We start from the raw sequence: 17592 nt of genomic DNA, 5'->3' as shown, positions 1-17592 counted from the left end.
CGGAGATCGCACCATGCAAATGAACTACTTCGTCGTCGGTACCAACGACATGGCCGCCGCAACGCACTTTTATGACCAGCTTTTTGGTCGAACGGGTATGGAGCGTGTCTCGCCCACTGACAGAATGGCATACTGGCTCGGACCTGGCTTTGCCTTTGCAGTCGCCATCCCGTTCGACGAAAACCCTGCCACCAATGGAAACGGAACCATGGTCGGCTTCAGTGTCGGGTCGGCTGAAGAGGTCGAAAGGCTGTATGTATTGGCCATCGAGCTTGGCGGCACGAGCGAAGGCGAACCGAACCAACGGGGACCGCGTTTCTCGGCCTACGTCAGGGATCTGGACAGCAACAAGATTTGCCTCTCCGCCTGAGGACAGGTCGCAAGTGCAGTTTCCGATTGAAAGGAGAAGGTTTTTAAGCTTGTTCTTTTGGGCGCGAATGGGCGGAGAGGTAAGCTTGTCCTCGATGCTGCGCTCGCAAAGGATTTAGTCGTCACAGCGATCAATCGTTCTGCAGACAAGGCACGCGATCTCAAAAAAGACTGCACGTGGAGGTCGGTGATCCCTGTAACCCTGTGTTCCTCGCATCAGTGTTTCGCGAACATGGCGCCGTTGCTTCGACCTTGGGCAGCCGGCTGCCTTCGAAAGGCGCGACATCGGTGTATTAACGATCTGCGGTCGCCATCGTAGAAGCTGCGTCTCGGGTTAGCCGTTTGACCCGTAAGGCCAGACTATGTTTAGAATTAAGATTGCCACAAATAGGGTGACAAGCTTAAGCACTGTTGCTTTTCGTTTCGGCATGTTCGCAAAAAGTGGCGTCTGTTCGAGACCCCAGAGGACAGCAAAGCAGATTGCTACGGTGACAATCATATGTGGAATATCAAGGCTCACAGCGTCCCTTTCAAATAACTGAAATGATGTCTACAGGCGTCGTTTTATACGACGGCAAAGCAACGTTAGGATTACAAGATTGAGCGCCGGAGCCAGACTCGCAAGCCATAGGCGCCAAGTCTCCGGAAAACCATCTGTCAAGAGAACCCATGGCAATCCCATGGGCAGCAGGAAGATACCGGACAAAGGGTCTCTCTGCTGACCAAAAAGCCCGAAGGTGCCGACCAAAAACAGCGCAAGTGCCATGAGGTACAAAACCCCTAAGGTTCGAACAACCCAACGACAGGCGGTTGCCGATCCTGACACTGCTTAGTCCTTTCCGTATGTGTAAGTGAGATTCTCCGGGTGCCGATGTCAGATTAGTTGCACGCCGGATAGTTCGCGCGATCCGCTTCCGATACATCCACGGGGCATTCGGTGTTCCGGTTTACTTCGGAAATATCCGCTTCCGTGGTGAAGGATTGCTCTTCTGCACATCCTGCCAAAACGACGAACAGTGTTGCGGCTGCAAGCGTGTATTTCATGGAACTTCCTTTCAATCAGACAAAGTGTTCAGCCACGACCTAGAGCATTAGCAATCTACGGCGGGCAGCATAGTGACATCCGAATAACGGCCATCGGCAGTCGCGATGCGTGCGCAGGCACCCGTGCTGCGGTTAAACCAGAAGGCAGTTAGACCGTCTGTCCGGATCAACTCATAGCCGAGGTTTTGTATGCCCATCTCGGCCTGACCGGCCCGCGCACCTTCAAATGCGGAAAGATCGGTGGAGCTTCCCACGGACGGTTGGTCAGTTGAAGGTGCCGTGGGGCTTGAAGTCTCCACGCAACCCGCCAATGCGCAGAGTGTCGCAAATGCACAAACCAGCATAAACGATTTCTTATTGGATTCTCCAATTTGATGCGGAAACTCTTCCGCATTCATGTCATTCGATGCCAAAGATCACGTTGTAGGACTGTGCACCGTTCGAAGTGTTGTAGACTTCGATCACGTGATCTCCCGACTGCCAGAGCTGCCCACGATACTCTTGCGCCGCGCCCGTTTCATCGAGCAGAACAGACCCGTCCGGATTATAGATCACATAAGTCATTCCGGGTCCGTTCGCGGCGAGACGGAAATAAAGGAACTGACCGTCGCGCGCACCCAGGATATACCGCCGGCTCTCTTGTGGCAGGAGAGAGCCGGTCAGCTCCGCACCGGAAGTGCCACTTGCGAACTGCACGCGCTCCGTGCTTGGCGCGCCTGTGCCAGAAGAGCCCGCCATCGCACCACCGCCGTCATCTGCGGCTTGTGCAACGCTCAATTCGGCAACCTGACCATCGTTTGAGACAAGGCATCGCCAGATTGTTTCGCCTCTATCTTGCAACATGACAAGCGAGTTTGCTTCGGAAAACTCGGTGGAGAGCACCGCGCCACCTTGTCCGTCTGGCCCTCCGACTTCTCGCAATTGGTCGATACAGCCGTCAATTGCTTCCTGCCCAACATCCGCGGCGGCCGCGAGCGTTGGCAAAGCAAAAATACATACAGTCAAAAACGTCAATCGCATTATTAAAAACTCCCAATGGAACCACGGAGAACTTTAATTACTAAAGCAATGCAAACTGTCGCACGCAATAATAATGTAAACACCGCTCCGGGCTCAAATCAGCTGACCAAATCACAAGTCACTCAGCGAATTTTGCGAGTGTTCGTTAGTGTTGTGAGTGTCAAAAACGGTCGTTTTGGGCCCGCTTCCCGGGAGAAGGCTTTCTTGCGCAGTGCAACATTCGGCAAAGTGGGCTCACAACAGACTTCAGAGGCAGCGCAGCATCTGTAGTGGTGTGTCGGGTTGGCTCATCTTGTGCGGCGCAAAGCTGCCCTACATTGCTGAGTCTGTATGCCGCGTCGCGGCCCATCAAAGAAGACACTCACTGCGCTAATGTGGCCTAGCGCTGCGCGCACTCGCACATCGCGGTCACAGGTCTCTTCAAAAACAATTCATCGAATACGTGCAGCTAATTGGCAAGTTGCGCAATTCCAGAAGGCTGGGGCAAGAACCGACCTAGTCGGTTGGTCTGAATGTAAAGATATTCTGCAGCTATTCATTCAAGGTCATCCCGTTTTGATTGCGTATTCTTGATTAGTGATGCGTATCCCAGCATGATCCAAAGATGACGGTCGAAATTGAAAAGTGGTTGAAAGATCTCGAACTGAGCCAGTACGCAGATGTTTTTGCGGCAAATGATATCGATGCGCGTGTTTTGCCACTTCTGTCAGACGACGACTTAAAAGAGCTCGGGGTAAGCCTTGGTCACCGCAAGATCATCCTCGCCGCAGTGCAAGAGCTAGGCGGCCAGCAACGCGCAACTTCATCGCCGCAAGCATCTCGTGAACACCCGCCGGGAAACGTAAACGCGCCTATCTCAAACCATTCACAAAGTGACGATCCGCTCAAAAGTAAGCATAGTGAGCCGGCCACTGCAGAGAAGCGCCACGTAACCGTTTTGTTTGCCGATCTCGTCGGCTCGACGGAACTCACCAATCGTTTCGACCCCGAAGATATGCGGGACTTACTACAGAACTACCAAGACGCCGTTGCGGGCGCCGTAAGTCGATATGGTGGCTATGTTGCAAAATACTTGGGCGACGGTCTTCTCGTGTTTTTTGGCTGGCCGAGGGCCTACGAAGATCACGCAATTCGGGCGATCAAAGCCGGTCTTGAGGCCGTTCATCGCGTCAGCGAACTCAAAACCCCGGACGGAGAGCGCTTGTCAGTAAGGCTGGGCATTGCGAGTGGTGATGTCGTTGTCGGCGATAATATCGGTGAAAACACATATGAAGAAGGGGCCATGACGGGCCCAGTTGTCAATCTTGCGGCGCGAATTCAAGAATTTGCGGAACCAAACTCGGTCGTGTTGTCGGCAGAAGAAACCGAGACCGCTTTGCATCGGATTTTTGAATACAAATCTCTTGGCAAGAAAGAGCTAAAGGGTTTTGCTGAGCCTCGGACTCTACTGAAAGTGGTGTCGGAACGCAGTGCGGAAAGCCGGTTCCGAGCCGCACATCGCGATGAAGTCGACAGTGTTATGATCGGCCGGGACTACGAAAAGGGTATTCTGCTGCAATCATGGCAACGTGCCCAGAATGGTCATGGAGAGGTTGTGTTGCTGTCCGGTGAAGCCGGGATTGGGAAATCGCGACTTACAGAGGAATTCCTCGCAGATATCACCGCGAACGACCAGGCAGATATCATAAGGCTGAATTGTTCTCCTTATCTCAGCAGTAGCCCCTTTCATCCGGTTGCCCAACGGATATCCCAGGACGCAGGTGTCGAACCGGACTTCGATGACAATCTGATCCTTGAACATGTCAGGAAGATGCTGGAAAGACGGCCGGGACTGGACTGGGAACAAGTTCTACCTGTCTTCGCAGCTTTGGTTGCACCTCGTAGTGCGCTGGCCCAAAAGGTGCTCGAGATGTCGCCGCAGGAGCAGCGCGACATAACAATCCAAACTTTGATTCACACAGTGCAGGTGCGATCAGACGTGTGCCCGGTTGTTCTGTGTGTAGAAGATGCGCATTGGATCGATCCTTCCACACAAGCCTTGTTGGAGCGCTTTAAGTCGATTTCCAGCGACCTTCCTCTGATGATCCTGATTACCCACAGGCCTGGGTGGGAATTGGCCCGCGACGATGGGGACACGCACGTTCAGTCACTAGTACTGCGCCGGTTCGATTCTGCGCATGTTTCACACCTCGTCGCAAACATCACAGGCAAGAAACCGGACGGTACCTTGATTGTTAAAATCATTGAAAAGACTGACGGTGTACCTTTGTTCGTGGAGGAATTGACGCGAACGATTGTGGAGGCTGGTGAGCAAGGGCAAATCCACATACCCTCGTCTTTGAAAGGCGCGTTGATGGCGCGTCTTGATGCGGTTTCGCCTAAGGCAAAACAGGTTGCGCTTACAGGGTCTGTTATTGGCAGAGAGTTTGAGCCGAGCATATTGAATGCGGCGATGCGTCTTGCAGAATCTGATATCGACAAATGCCTCGAAGAACTTTCGCGAACAGGCATAGTCTTCGAAAGCGGTCACAATCGCGGGCACTTTGTATTCCGTCATGCCCTTATCCGCGATACCGCCTATCAGTCCATGCTTAGCTCAACTCGAAAACAACAGCACGCGGATGTTGCGCGTGCGTTGATACAGACAAGGTCAGCCGAAATCGCGCGTCGTCCCGAACTGGTCGCCCGCCACCTTTCAGAAGCTGAGGATTGGAGGGCCGCGTTCGAAAAATGGCAGATTGCGACAGAAATGGCGTTGGCACGATCTGCCAGCCAAGAGGCGATGACGAACGCCAGAGAAACGCTGCAAGCTGCTGAAAAACTTGGCTCAGATTCCAAAACAGAATTGATCAAAGGTAAGATCCTTGTTGGCCGCAGCCATGACAGCCTGGGCCAATTGCCTGAAGGGATAGCAGTTCTGAAAGACGCCTCCAACGCGGCGCTGGCAGTGCACGATGTGGAATTGGCTGCTGACGCGGCCAACCATTTCGCCGACTCATGCATGATGTCCAGCGAAAGGCACAATGAAGCAATCGATCTCTGCGACAATGCATTAAAAGACTTGCCCGATGCCGATGAAGTCCGTCGGTGCAGACTGATGAGCCAACTTGCACGCGCCCACATGTTCGTCGGTCAGTTCTCCGAAGGTGCGCGTTTCGGCCAGCAGTCCATGGAGTTGGCCGCAAAACTGGGAGACTATAAATCCCAGTTCTCAGTAATGATGATGCATTTTGGGGCTCCATTCGTTGCGCGTAAGGGAAGAGAAGCCCATCATTGGCGTGAAAATCTGGAGGCCATGCACGGTGTGGCAGAGCATCTTGGTAGTATCGATCAAGGTCGAGACCGAACTCTGAGCTTGTTTGTAGGCGCCGAGATGGCCGACCGTGAATTGATGGACCATTCTCTGGGTTTGCTGACAGAGATTTCGGAAAAGGACAATCATCTGCAGCTCTATTGGGTTCAGAAACACGCACGCGCCATGGTTGCAATTATGGATGGCGATTTTGAGCAAGCCGAGAACCACGCCACCGAGGCTGTGAAAATTGGTCGAAAGACCCATGGGGAACATGTTGAGGGCGTCTTTGGAGTTCAGATGTTCACGATCCGCCGCGAGCAAAACCGACTGCACGAAGTTGCGCCTGTGATTAAGAAACTGATGACAGACAGCCCCGAAGACATTTCATGGAAGCCCGGTTTTGGTCTTATCGCTGCAGAACTTGGGTACAAAGAACCTGCCGAACGAATACTGAACGAAATGGCTGCCAATGGCTTCGATCTTCCACCCGACGCCATGTATTCAACGACATTGTCCTATTTGGCCGACATATGTGTCGCCATTGAGCATCAGGAACACGCCAAGACGCTCTATGAAATGCTTGCTCCTTACGAAGACCTTACGATCACCGCTGGGGCCACTACAGTCTGCACTGGCGCAGCTGCCCGACGCCTTGGAAGTCTGAGTAAGGTTCTGAAGGACTGGGATGCCGCTGAGAAGATGTTCGAGAAGGCCATAGAAATTGACACGCGCATGAAATGCCCCCCTTGGGTCGCGCACAGCAAGGCGGCATATGCAACTGCATTAAGGCGACGCGGGCGCCAGAATGATGTGGAACAGGCGTTTCAACTGGAAGGGGAAGCGTTGGCAATTTCACAGAAATTGAGTATGGTTTCCCTCAGATCAAAGCTCGAAGGAGTAGCGAGTTAAGGTAATTAATCTGGTTTGGGGGACTTTATGCCAAGGTACATAATTGAAAGAAATTTCGCTGAGCAGCTCAACGTCACAGACGATGACAAAATTCACATAAAAGAGATCAATGACGAAGTCGGCGTCGAGTGGATTTTTTCGTTTCTAAGTGCAGACAAGCGCAAAACGTACTGCTTGTACGAAGCCCCGGATGAGGAAAGCCTGAGAAGGGCGGCCGAACGCCTGAACATTCCCGCCGATGTCATAACGCCTGTGGATCGGATTGATCCGGCAATTTTCGCCTGATCAGCATCGTATTTTACTAATTCAATGAAACGCCGTCGCGAGACAACGCGACGGAAATATCAATTACTTGAGGCAACCCTGCAAGAAGCCCGACCTGACAATAGGGAGGCCAATGCATGTTTGACCTAAAAACACTTGATGGTAGTACGGCAACTGTAAACCAAGGCGCTTTAGACGCTCTTGATTTATCGCTTCGCGGCGGAGTCTACCATAAGGGCACTGCGGAATACGAAGATGCTAGGACCACGTGGAATAGCATGTTCGAACGTTACCCCGGTTTCGTGATCCGCGCCTTGGGTGCAAGCGATGTGCAGAAGGCCGTGAACTTCGTGCGCGACAATGGCCTCATAATGTCCATTCGGTCAGGTGGGCATCAGATAGCGGGACATGCAGTCGCAGATGAAACGGTCATGCTCGATCTGTCCCAGATGCGGTCGGTTCACGTCGACCCTGTCAGCAAAACTGCTCGGGTTGCGCCCGGAGCACTGCTAGGAGATGTGGATCGCGAAACTCAGGCACATGCACTTGCCGTTCCCGTTGGCATCAATTCGACTACGGGCATCGCAGGTCTCACGCTTGGCGGCGGCTTTGGATGGACCACTCGGAAATTTGGTATGACGATCGACAATTTGCTCTCAGCGGAAGTCGTGACCGCGGACGGAACCATAGTAACGGCCTCTCCCAAAAGCCACTCTGAACTTTTCTGGGCCATCCGAGGAGGCGGTGGAAACTTTGGTGTGGTGACTTCCTTCGAGTTTCAACTGCATGAGTTAGGGCCCGAGGTCCTGTCTGGCCTCATTGTTCATCCGATAGTAAAGGCGCCAGAACTATTGGCCGAATTCGCCACCATTGCAGACAATTCCCCGGAGGAACTGACCGTCTGGAGCGTGATGCGGAAAGCGCCTCCTCTACCCTTTCTGCCAGCTGAGTGGCATGGACGAGAGGTGTTGATCTTTGCTGCCTGCTATAGCGGGTCCATGGACGAAGGTGAAAAAGCTATTGCGGCACTACGCGCGCTTGGCGAACCAATTGCCGACGTGATCTCTCCCCACAAGTTTGTAGACTGGCAGGCCGCTTTTGACCCGCTTCTAACACCAGGTGCTAGGAACTATTGGAAGAGCCATGATTTAGATGAACTTTCTTCGGACGCCATCTCAAGTTTACTGAAAGCGATTGCAAATCTTCCTGACCCGGCGTGCGAAGTTTTTATTGCCCATGTGGGCGGAGCGATGGCGCGCGTCGACGCCGGTTCAACGGCCTATCCCCAAAGATCTGCTCACTTCATCATGAATGTTCACACGCGTTGGGAGGATCCCGGCAAGGATGCCGAGTGTATTGATTGGGCGCGAAAACTTTACGTCCAGATGCAACCGCACGCGAGCGGAAGTGCGTATGTCAACTTCATGCCAGAAGACGAAGCAGACCACATGGCCGGGGCATATGGCGATAACGGTGGCAAGCTTTCTAGGATCAAGGGCACATATGACCCGGCCAATTTGTTCAGGGTAAACCACAATATCTTGCCCGCGTGATAGAATTCAAAACCGCATAAACTGGTCCAGATTGATGTTGAGCGTTGCGCCTTAACATCACGTGGCTATTCTCGTTGACGAATTGTCAGGTCAAGTGAAGCATCCAGTGGACAATCGAACTAGTGACCCCGCTCGTACCTGGTTGCGGATTCCGTCAATACGATCTTTAAATTCAAATCGTGTAAGCGTTATTTCTAAATCAAAGTTGCAGTTTGATTAGCAGAATTCAGCCTCAAAAAAATGGATGCAAGGCGACTAGCAACTATTTGGGACTAGTTCGCCGATCTTCTTGCCGAGCATCAAGACCACTATTTGGTACAGTCTTGTTACAGGAACAGAAACCTCGATCAGCATTGGCACCGAGATGATCAGGCCCGTTCCTCCACCGTTTTCTTAAAGGCCGACGGCGACATCCCAGACCATTTTCGGAAGGCCCTCGAAAACGCGGTGGAGTCTGCGTAACCAAGCCGCAGTGCGGTCTCACCAACGGACTTCCCAACCGGACCCAGCAGCTTCCTTGCTTCTTCCAGTTTGACACCAGATATGACCTGAGATGCTGATAGCCCATAAGTGGCCAGCCGATTGTTCAAAGTCTCCCGGTGGAAACCGCATAGGCGCGCCAGTTCGTCTACACCAAATCCCTGCTCGCCAAGATGAATCCGGATCAGGCCCTGAAGCCCGGCTAAGAAATCTTGAGGCGCATGCTGATCGAGGTTAGCGCTTGTCAGGTCTGACGGGTTTGCCAATGTTTCCGTGAGCAACTTATGGCTCAGCCAGGGTGAGGGAAACCGGATCGAAAAACCCTGTGGGCCGCACTTGATGGCTTGAACACCATGAAAGTGCTTAGGTAGCACGTCAGGTTCGCTTACCCGTAAATTGATTTGGCTTGGGTCCCACCTGAAATCCAGAACTCGGTGCAGTAGTGATATCCAAATGCTCGCCAGAAATGCGTCGGTCTGTCCGGGCGAAACCGAAATGTTGAAATTCCGCTTGGCACTGAAATAAGCATGCTCGCCTTCCACAAGCAGCGATTGCGTGACCGCATTGGATTCTTTCGAGACGGCTTGAGTGTATCGCGTAAAGAAGTCGCCTAGCGTCAACGCCTCGGCCAACATGTCACCAAGGGGCAGAAACCGAACAAGGTCAATTGATTGACCAACTTGCGCGCAGAAGTCCGGTGATGTTGCGTCAGCAGCGGCTTGATGGATTTTATAAATCGTCTCGTGTGGCAGGAAATTCTGGCGATCCATCACCTGAGCTTCACTCACGCCCAGAGGGTCCAGAACAAATGCCGGTTCAACACCGGCACCACGCAAAGCAGCGACCACGGGTGCAGCAACCGATGCCCGAACCAACGGCAAGGCCTTCTTGGTGTTTTGGTCAAATGCGTCCATGCCGACCTCAGATATCATGAAGGTAACGACAGAAAGACAGAAAACACACAAAAAGGCGCCAAAAGCATGCAGAATGCCAAATCAATTTGGCTAAGCCCGCCATACTGTCAGGCAAAATCCGGCAATCACTCTAAAATCATATTCAGAAACATATATCTGTAATTCGTATTTGGAGGGCCTCAATGACACCGAAATTCAAACACCTGGTGGCCACGGCAGCCTTTTCTGCAAGCCTGGCAATCGCGGGCCAAGGTTTGGCACAGGAAGAGAGCTTTCCAATCCTATTTACCAACGTGCACGTTTTTAACGGTGTCGATGAACAGCGACTTGAGAACGCAAACGTTCTGGTCGTGGACAACCTGATCGCAGAAGTATCGGCGGAACCACTGGCCGTCGCCAATGCCCAGATCATTGACGGTGGTGGTCGCACGCTGATGCCGGGCTTGATCGACGCACATGTGCATATGACCGTCACCGAACCGGTGGCTGACCTGCGCGATAACTTCGACTGGATGTACTGGGGTGCTGTTTCAACAATTGAAGCCGAAAAAATGCTTCTGCGAGGGTTCACAACAGTGCGGGATGCGGGCGGCCCCGCGATCGGCCTGCAAAAAGCGATTGATCGGGGTAAGGCTATTGGCCCGCGTATCTACGCCTCTGGGCCTGTGATCTCGCAAACCTCGGGGCATGGAGAACATCGCGTCTACACCGAGCCCCATCCCAATTTCATGGGGGCGCAACCATCCTTCTTTAACCAGCACCTGGAGTTTCTGGCCGACGGCGTGCCGGAAACACTGCGCGCGACCCGCGAAGCCCTGCGCCTTGGCGCTGTCCAGATCAAAGTTATGGCTGGCGGCGGCGTGTCCTCTTCAGTTGATCCTCTTCACACCGTTCAAGGTCTTCCGGAAGAGCTGGAAGCTTCTGTTCGGGCCGCTGCCGATTGGGGAACCTATGTGATGGTTTACGCCTATACGGACGAGTCCATTGTGCGGTCGATTGAGGCAGGTGTGATCAGCATTGAACATGGACAACTGATGACAGAAATCGGTGCGCAAGCGATCAAGGACGCGGATGCATGGATTGTTCCGTTCTACTCTCTTTTGGGGCTGGACGAACAAACCGTTATTTCCGCTCTCGGACCAGGGGCCGCTGAAAAGTTCCTCAGCGTGCAAGCGGGTGCACGAAATCAGATGCAGTTGATCAAAGATTTCGGGATCGAGAACGTGGCTTTCTCAACTGACATAATCGGCGACCCGGTGGCTCTGACCAAGCAAAACGATGAGTTCAAATACCGGCTGGAGGCGTGGACTTCACACGAAATCCTGCAACAGGCCACGTCAAAATCGGCCACACTTCTGGCACTTTCAGGAAAACTCAATCCCTACACAGCAGGCCCGCTGGGCGTGATCGAACAGGGTGCATACGCCGATCTGCTGCTAGTTGAAGGTAACCCGGTCGAGGATGCCGAGATCCTGGTCGACTACACCAACAACATCGACCTCATCATGAAAGATGGCGTGATCTACAAGAATACACTCGATTGAGTGTCGCGCGGGGTGAATTTACCTCGACATCCCGCGCCCCCTTAACTTGGAAAATGGGAGTACTGACACGTGAAAACACTGGCCTCACTGACAGCAATCGCTGGACTTGTTTCCATGGCAGCAAGCGGTGCCTTGGCGCAGGACGCGCTCCCGCAAACCTTGTTCACCAATGTGCATATCTTTGACGGAATTGATGAAGAGCGGATCGAAAACGCGAATGTTCTGGTTGAAGGCAATCTCATAAAGACAGTCTCGACTGACGGTATTGATGCGCCTGACGCGACGCTTGTTGACGGGGGCGGGCGCACGCTGATGCCGGGCTTGATTGACAGTCACGTGCACTTTTATGCCACAGGGCTCGTGCAATCCTTCTCGGGCCTTCAGGCCGCCAAATGGGATCAAATCGGGGCCACAGCAGCCGAAAATGCCCGCGACTATCTCTACGACGGCTACACCACGGTGCGGGATACCGGCGGAATGGGATCAGGTCTGCGCGAACTGATCGACAAGGGGATTGTAGACGGCCCGCGCATCTATGCGTCAGGTGCGGCCATCGGCCCGACATCCGGCCATGGTGACTGGCGAAACCCCGAGCAGCGAACCTTCAACATCGGTTCGGACGACGTCGCCAATACGTTCAACCTGTCATATATTGCTGATGGTGCCGAAGAAATCCGGAAGGCATCGCGGCTTAACTTCGCGCATGGGGCGAGTTTCCTGAAACTGATGGCCGGCGGTGGAGTGTCATCCGAGCTCGATCCACTCTGGTCCGTTGCTTACAACGTCAATGAGATTGCGACAGCCGTCGAGGCTGCGTCCTTCTTTGATACCTATGTGACAGTTCACGCCTATACGGACGAAACAGTAACAATGGCTCTGGACGCCGGCGTCAAGTCGCTGGAGCACGCTCAGATGGTGAGCGAAGAGACCGTCAAACGCATTGCGGATGAGGGTATCTTCTGGGCCTTGAATGTAGCTGGAATGGATCCTGCACTGCTTGATCACCCCAATTTCTCGATGCCAACAGTGAAACCGAAACTGGAAGAATATCTGGTCGGGTCAGAAAACGTCATTGAGTACATTAAGAAATACAAGCCCAAGATCGTGCATAACGTCGACACCGTGCTGTCCACCATTGGGTTTGGACGCGCGCACCGCGACTTTGAAAAATACTACTTCGCTGAATTGCTGGGTAACCATGCCTTCCTAGTTGCAGCGACCTCGACTGGTGGCGAGTTGGCACAGCTGACTGGGCGGCGGAACCCTTATCCCAACAAACTGGGCGTGATCGAAGAAGGGGCCTATGCAGACATCCTGATCGTCGATGGAAATCCGCTGGAGGACCTGTCGGTTCTTGGAGCAAACCCGAAATGGTTCGATGCACCGGCGCGTGATCGAGGGTTCGAGACCATTCGTGTCATCATGAAAGACGGCGTCTTCTACAAGAATACACTCGAATGAGCAGAGTATGCGGGAATTTGACATCTGCGCCTTGCATCGTCGATCCTGATCGGGGGAGTGATCAATGAACAGGGTAATCGCAGTAGTTCTTTGCGTATTTGGGATCGGCGTTGCTGAAGCAGCAGCCGACGAAAACCAAAGCCGATACTATCTGGGGATCGGGGAACCAAACTCCGAGGCCTGGCAAATCATGATCGACAACCCAACCGACCGGGAAAAGGACATGGGCGCTGCACTCGCCGCAATGGGCGGTGAGATGATAAGCTATTTTTGGGGACTGGCAGATGGCAAGAACTACATCACCGTTCGTTTCCCAGACGATCCGGGCATGGTGCAGGCCATGTATATTTCGCGTCTGAGCCAAGGGGTTCTGAAAGACTACAGGTTCATCGAACTGATGACGAGCGCGGACATGGTTGAAGCCCTGAAGCGCGTGCCGGAATTTTCAACTCCGGTCGAATGAAGTTAGGAAGCAAAGGAACAGTCTATGAAGATCGTGTACGGAATTCTCGCAGCCTTATCAGTTGTGTTTTTCATCCTTGGCGGCAGCGATGCCTATGCCAAAGACAACAAGGGTAAGAAGCCGAACAAGGGGGGCAAGGACCGTGATGTCAGCATTCAGATCGAAGACAAACCCGGCAAAGGCCCAAAGGCTGTGCCACCTGGTCAGATCAAGCGTTACACGCGCGGTGCCAAGCTCCCGTCTGATCTGGAGTTCGAGGAAATTGGGGACCTTTCCAAATGGAAGCTGAAGGAGCCGGGCAATGGAAACCGCTACATTCAGGTCGATGGTGAAGTTCTCGAAGTTACAAATGACCTCTCTACGGTTGTGGATGCTGTCGGCATCGTCGGCGATCTTCTCAACTAGACGAAAGTACGATGTTTCAGGGCAAGAATTACCTCGTTTGCCCTGACGCTGGCCGGGGCGATCTTTCTGTGAACCCCGGCCCAAGTTCAAAACCCAGACACCAGGCCTAGCGATCGAAAAAGCCCTTCTTATACTTTTTGCGCTTGCGACCCTTTCATGAGCACGCGTCCTGCTCGCGCAGGAATCCGTTGGAACTTAATGATGACCCGTCAGAGCCAGTGGCAGTGGGCGCTGTTTTGCGTACAATTGAGGAGCATATGACAATGCGTCTTTCCTTTGCGGTAATAGCCGCGTGCTTTTTGGCTTTGCCGGTTCATTCGGAAATTGCACGTATCGAATGGTCAGACCTGATCGATGAATCCGCTCAAGACTACGAAGATCCTTTCGTTGAATTGACTGACAAACAGCTTAACGCGCTTCGTAAATTGGTCCGGTTGCGCGCACGGCAAGAAAAAGGCGGGGCGACGCCAGAACAGCTGGACCAGCTTCAAGTGGATATCGGGACGACCGAAGCAACTCTTGCTGAGGGAGGCATTGATGCGAACTGGCTGATTTCCCAACGCTGGGTTGTGGTGGAAAGACGTGGGCAGGCGGGCACGACCACCAACGTCGACATCGATGGCGTGACCGTTTCATCGGGCGGGTTTGTGATCCCGGCAACCCGCGACGAAGATGGCTCCCAAAAGGCATATATCGTGCGGGAACGTGGAATGTGCAGCCACGTACCGCCTCCGCCACCAAACCAGATGGTGCGTTTGCGCCTGAGTGAATCCTGGTCACCATCGACAGTTTACGAGCCCATCGTTGTAACTGGTCAAATCAGGATCGACCCGACGCAGAACAAAATGCTGGTTGTCGATGGTCCCGTCCTGATGAAGGCTGCGTTTACTTTGGAGGTTGATGACGTTCAGACTTTTGGACCAATCCAGTCTTCAGAAGAGGCTACGACAAATAGGGCAAGCGTACTGATGGGAAGAATAATAGCGACTGGCGGGGCTATCAAAGACGAATAGTGACACAGCCCAACTGACCTGAATATGTTTCAGAAGGGGCGTTCTGTTAGGTGGGCCGAAAATCTGCTTGTCAGAGACTGAACGGCCAAAGCGGCGATAGGGGAGCGCATGAGGGTTTGGCTATTTAGGATAATTGGGCTTGTCGCACTTCTCGCTTTCGCAGCAGGCGCGTTTGTTTGGTTGTTGTTCGCTGCTCCGATGTTCTCGGACATGCGGCGCGACCTTGTGGAAAGAGTTCTTTCGGAACAAATTGGTCGGCCACTTCTTGTCAAAGATGATGTAAGCGTCGCGCTTGGCCGCACGAGTTACATTTACGTCGGTGGTGTGGTCATCCCGAGCCTGACAATGCCGCAGGAAGCTCTTGTGGAATTGAACCTGCTGGAGCTGGAGCTGGATATAGCCGCTTTGGCCAACAGGCGCCTGCACTTTGACAATCTCGTCGTGGAGGGCCTCCAAGCAAATCTTCTGACGGCCGAAGACGGCACCACAAGCTGGCGAACAGACAGGCCGACACGCAGGCCCGAATCTGAGGAAACAGTATCAACGGAAGATCAAGAAGACGTCGCGAGCGCTGATAGTACCAATGAGAGTGGTGCGGAAGGCGGTGGGATCCTGAACTTTCTGAGCGACAAGAACGTAAGTTTCACATCAATCGGGTTAAACATTGACGACAAGGTCTCGGGCTTCTCATTTGTATTTGACCTTCAGTCACTCGCGCTCGAACAAGTAGACAATGGACAAAGAACAAAGGTCTCTGGTTCCGGCTCCGTCAACGGTCAGGTTTTCGAAATCGAAGGCGACTACCCACACGCCGCACCGTTTACGACACGCGCCAGTTTTGGCGAAATGACCGTAAGCTACGATGGCGAGCCCTTCTCGGCAGACGAAGGGGGCGGTTATCGGGCAGTCTTGGAAATGGACACAGGTGAGTTCGGTGATTTTCTGGACGTCATCGGGCTGGAACGCGTTCTGGAAGGCAATGGTCAGCTGCAAGCAGAACTCGTGTCTCAGGACGCTGTGAAGATCGAGGCGTTTACAACAACTGTAAGCTTGGAGGATGGGCAAAAACTCGAAGCTGAGGGTTCAATAGATGACCTCTACACCGCTCAGGGCGTTGATCTGATCTTCAACGCGCGGCTTCATCCCGAAGGACAGCCTCCGCCAGCAGCAAAAAGTATCCAGGAACTTAAATTCACCGGCTTTGAAATGCATATGGTCGGATCCCTGGCTTCCTTCGAATTTGAGAAGTTGCTGTTCCAAACCAATGCATTTGACCAAGGGCTGGACGTAATCGGCCCAGCCTCAATCGAAAGTATTCGCCGCATGCCAGACGGACGGCTTGCCATGCTGGGCATTGCGCTACAAGCCGGTCCAATTGAACAGCCTGTCCTGAAAGCCGAAGGTGAAATCCTCGATCTGCTTCAGCTTCAGGACGTGACTTTCGATGGGGAGCTAAACGGGCCCGCCAAGTTGATTTTGCCTAACCTCGATGAAGAATACGTTGACCAGTTCGGCGGCATCAAAGCCGATTTCAACATATCCAACGCGGGTGGGCCGGTTTCACTCAACAGGTTTAACGCGACCACCTACGGCACCGATCTCTGGGCGCTTGATCTCGCACTATCTGTCAACGAGCTAAGAGGCCTTGCCGGTCTCGATTTCGACGTGGAATTGGACATCGACGACAGCGCCAAGTTTCTGACCGCAGTTAATCTGCAGCCTGTCGAGATCGGAGCACTAGCTATTGATGCGGAAACCTCCAAACAGGGCGAGGACTTTGATGCCGCAATCCAGTTCGAAGCCGGGTCTTCGCATCTTCTTGCGGCTTTGGACGCAAAATTTCCCGAGGGTGCTTCTGTTGTTCGGGGCAACATCACGAGCGAAAGGCTCGATCTCAACGACCTGAAGAACCTGACTGCCGTGCTGGACCAACTGAAAAGCTTGGTAGGCGAGACCACAAAGGAACCTGAAGCCGAAGTTCAGCCTTTGGTTTTACCGAAGGAGACAGACGTCCAGCCCTTGGTATTGCCAAAGGAAAAAGGGAAACCTGCCGATCTTCTGGATGTGCAGCGCGTGCTTCGAGAAGCTGACGTCGAGGTACAGATCGACTTCAAAGAGATCGTAGGCCAGCAAGGCGTAACATCAGTTTCAAGCCAATTGTCTGCCAAAGACGGAACTGTGGATTTCGGGCCCTTTCAGATGGCTTATGGCGGTGGAAACTTCAGCTTGCGGGCGGTCATGGATCTGATTGACTCTCCTGATTGGCTTTCATTGTCGGGATCGACCTCGGGATGGGAATTCGGCGAAATCTTGGATGAGTTGGGAATTGGTATTGAGGCCTATGGACGTTTGAGCGGAGAGTTCAACGTTTCTGGCAATACTGCCTCGGGCAAGGCCTTCATCAACTCCATGCGCGGCAATGCGTCTTTGTCGATGTCGCAGGGCTATATCAGCACCAGCCTATTGGAGCTGGCGGGGCTGGGCATATTCCCGTGGCTGTTTTCAGAGGAGTTTCGGCAGGGTTACACCGACATCACTTGCGTGGTCGCCCCGGTTGATATCCAGGCCGGGCGGGTCAGTTCAAACTCCATCGTCATTGAAACGGGATCAGTTCAGTTGGTGGCCAGGGGGCAAGTGGACTGGCTAAACGATAGCATCGCATTAAGAGCGGAGCCTCGTCGCGTCGGCAAACCCCTATCCCGGAGCGCTTGGCCATTTGATGTAACGGGTCAGCTTTCGTCGCCGAAGTTCAAGCTGGATGTGGGTGGGTCTATAAGCAAGGCTCCAGAGGGCGCTGATGCTATGCCTGTCGACAGGCAACCCTGTGTGCCGGACATCAATCAATTGCAGTAGTCGGA

Annotated in this window: 14 protein-coding genes; 10 read left to right on the top strand and 4 right to left on the bottom strand. The window is 53.3% G+C overall.

Going from position 1 to position 17592, the window contains the following annotated elements:
* Positions 1 to 13 precede the first annotated feature (13 nt).
* Positions 14 to 370 carry a VOC family protein gene (locus ACRZ95_RS12740; protein WP_170679026.1) on the top strand — a complete coding sequence of 119 codons (357 nt, stop codon included), beginning with the start codon at positions 14 to 16 and terminating at the stop codon, positions 368 to 370.
* Positions 371 to 1248: 878 nt separating this feature from the next.
* Here the strand turns inward: ACRZ95_RS12740 and ACRZ95_RS12735 are convergent.
* The 3 genes from ACRZ95_RS12735 to ACRZ95_RS12725 form a co-directional block, all read right to left on the bottom strand.
* Complete coding sequence (locus ACRZ95_RS12735; RefSeq protein WP_170679028.1) at positions 1249 to 1413, bottom strand: hypothetical protein; 165 nt, start codon at positions 1411 to 1413, stop codon at positions 1249 to 1251.
* A gap of 47 nt (positions 1414 to 1460) precedes the next feature.
* The gene (locus tag ACRZ95_RS12730) at positions 1461 to 1667 is read right to left on the bottom strand and encodes a hypothetical protein (RefSeq protein WP_480555013.1); all 207 of its coding nucleotides are present in this window, start codon (positions 1665 to 1667) and stop codon (positions 1461 to 1463) included.
* 145 nt (positions 1668 to 1812) lie between these two features.
* Positions 1813 to 2433, bottom strand: coding sequence for a hypothetical protein (locus ACRZ95_RS12725; RefSeq protein WP_170679030.1), 621 nt, complete (start codon positions 2431 to 2433; stop codon positions 1813 to 1815).
* A 604-nt stretch (positions 2434 to 3037) separates the two neighbouring features.
* Between ACRZ95_RS12725 and ACRZ95_RS12720 the strand changes: the two genes are divergently transcribed.
* The 3 genes from ACRZ95_RS12720 (at position 3038) to ACRZ95_RS12710 (ending at position 8454) form a co-directional block, all read left to right on the top strand.
* Positions 3038 to 6637, top strand: a complete 3600-nt coding sequence (locus ACRZ95_RS12720; RefSeq protein WP_170679032.1) for an adenylate/guanylate cyclase domain-containing protein — start codon at positions 3038 to 3040, stop codon at positions 6635 to 6637.
* A gap of 27 nt (positions 6638 to 6664) precedes the next feature.
* A complete protein-coding gene (locus ACRZ95_RS12715) occupies positions 6665 to 6922 on the top strand; it encodes a DUF4242 domain-containing protein (protein WP_170641725.1) in 258 nt (85 codons plus the stop codon).
* Positions 6923 to 7038: 116 nt separating this feature from the next.
* Complete coding sequence (locus ACRZ95_RS12710; protein ID WP_170679034.1) at positions 7039 to 8454, top strand: FAD-binding oxidoreductase; 1416 nt, start codon at positions 7039 to 7041, stop codon at positions 8452 to 8454.
* 368 nt (positions 8455 to 8822) lie between these two features.
* Here ACRZ95_RS12710 and ACRZ95_RS12705 read toward each other — a convergent pair whose 3' ends face one another.
* On the bottom strand, positions 8823 to 9848 hold the full coding sequence (locus tag ACRZ95_RS12705; protein ID WP_170679036.1) for a helix-turn-helix domain-containing protein: 1026 nt from the start codon (positions 9846 to 9848) through the stop codon (positions 8823 to 8825).
* A gap of 182 nt (positions 9849 to 10030) precedes the next feature.
* On the opposite strand from ACRZ95_RS12705, the gene ACRZ95_RS12700 reads away from it, so the two are divergent.
* The 6 genes from ACRZ95_RS12700 (at position 10031) to ACRZ95_RS12675 (ending at position 17587) form a co-directional block, all read left to right on the top strand.
* On the top strand, positions 10031 to 11392 hold the full coding sequence (locus ACRZ95_RS12700) for an amidohydrolase family protein (protein ID WP_170679038.1): 1362 nt from the start codon (positions 10031 to 10033) through the stop codon (positions 11390 to 11392).
* A gap of 69 nt (positions 11393 to 11461) precedes the next feature.
* Positions 11462 to 12853: an amidohydrolase family protein gene (locus ACRZ95_RS12695; protein ID WP_170679040.1), complete on the top strand. Its 1392-nt coding sequence runs from the start codon at positions 11462 to 11464 to the stop codon at positions 12851 to 12853.
* Between the two features lie 64 nt (positions 12854 to 12917).
* Positions 12918 to 13316 carry a hypothetical protein gene (locus ACRZ95_RS12690; RefSeq protein WP_170679042.1) on the top strand — a complete coding sequence of 133 codons (399 nt, stop codon included), beginning with the start codon at positions 12918 to 12920 and terminating at the stop codon, positions 13314 to 13316.
* 24 nt (positions 13317 to 13340) lie between these two features.
* Complete coding sequence (locus ACRZ95_RS12685; RefSeq protein ID WP_170463054.1) at positions 13341 to 13721, top strand: hypothetical protein; 381 nt, start codon at positions 13341 to 13343, stop codon at positions 13719 to 13721.
* A 224-nt stretch (positions 13722 to 13945) separates the two neighbouring features.
* Positions 13946 to 14734, top strand: coding sequence for a DUF3299 domain-containing protein (locus tag ACRZ95_RS12680; RefSeq protein ID WP_170679044.1), 789 nt, complete (start codon positions 13946 to 13948; stop codon positions 14732 to 14734).
* Between the two features lie 108 nt (positions 14735 to 14842).
* On the top strand, positions 14843 to 17587 hold the full coding sequence (locus ACRZ95_RS12675) for an AsmA family protein (protein WP_170679046.1): 2745 nt from the start codon (positions 14843 to 14845) through the stop codon (positions 17585 to 17587).
* Positions 17588 to 17592: the final 5 nt, after the last annotated feature.

The organism is Ruegeria sp. AI3 (assembly GCF_056541245.1).
This window is presented reverse-complemented; position numbering and strand designations above follow the sequence as displayed.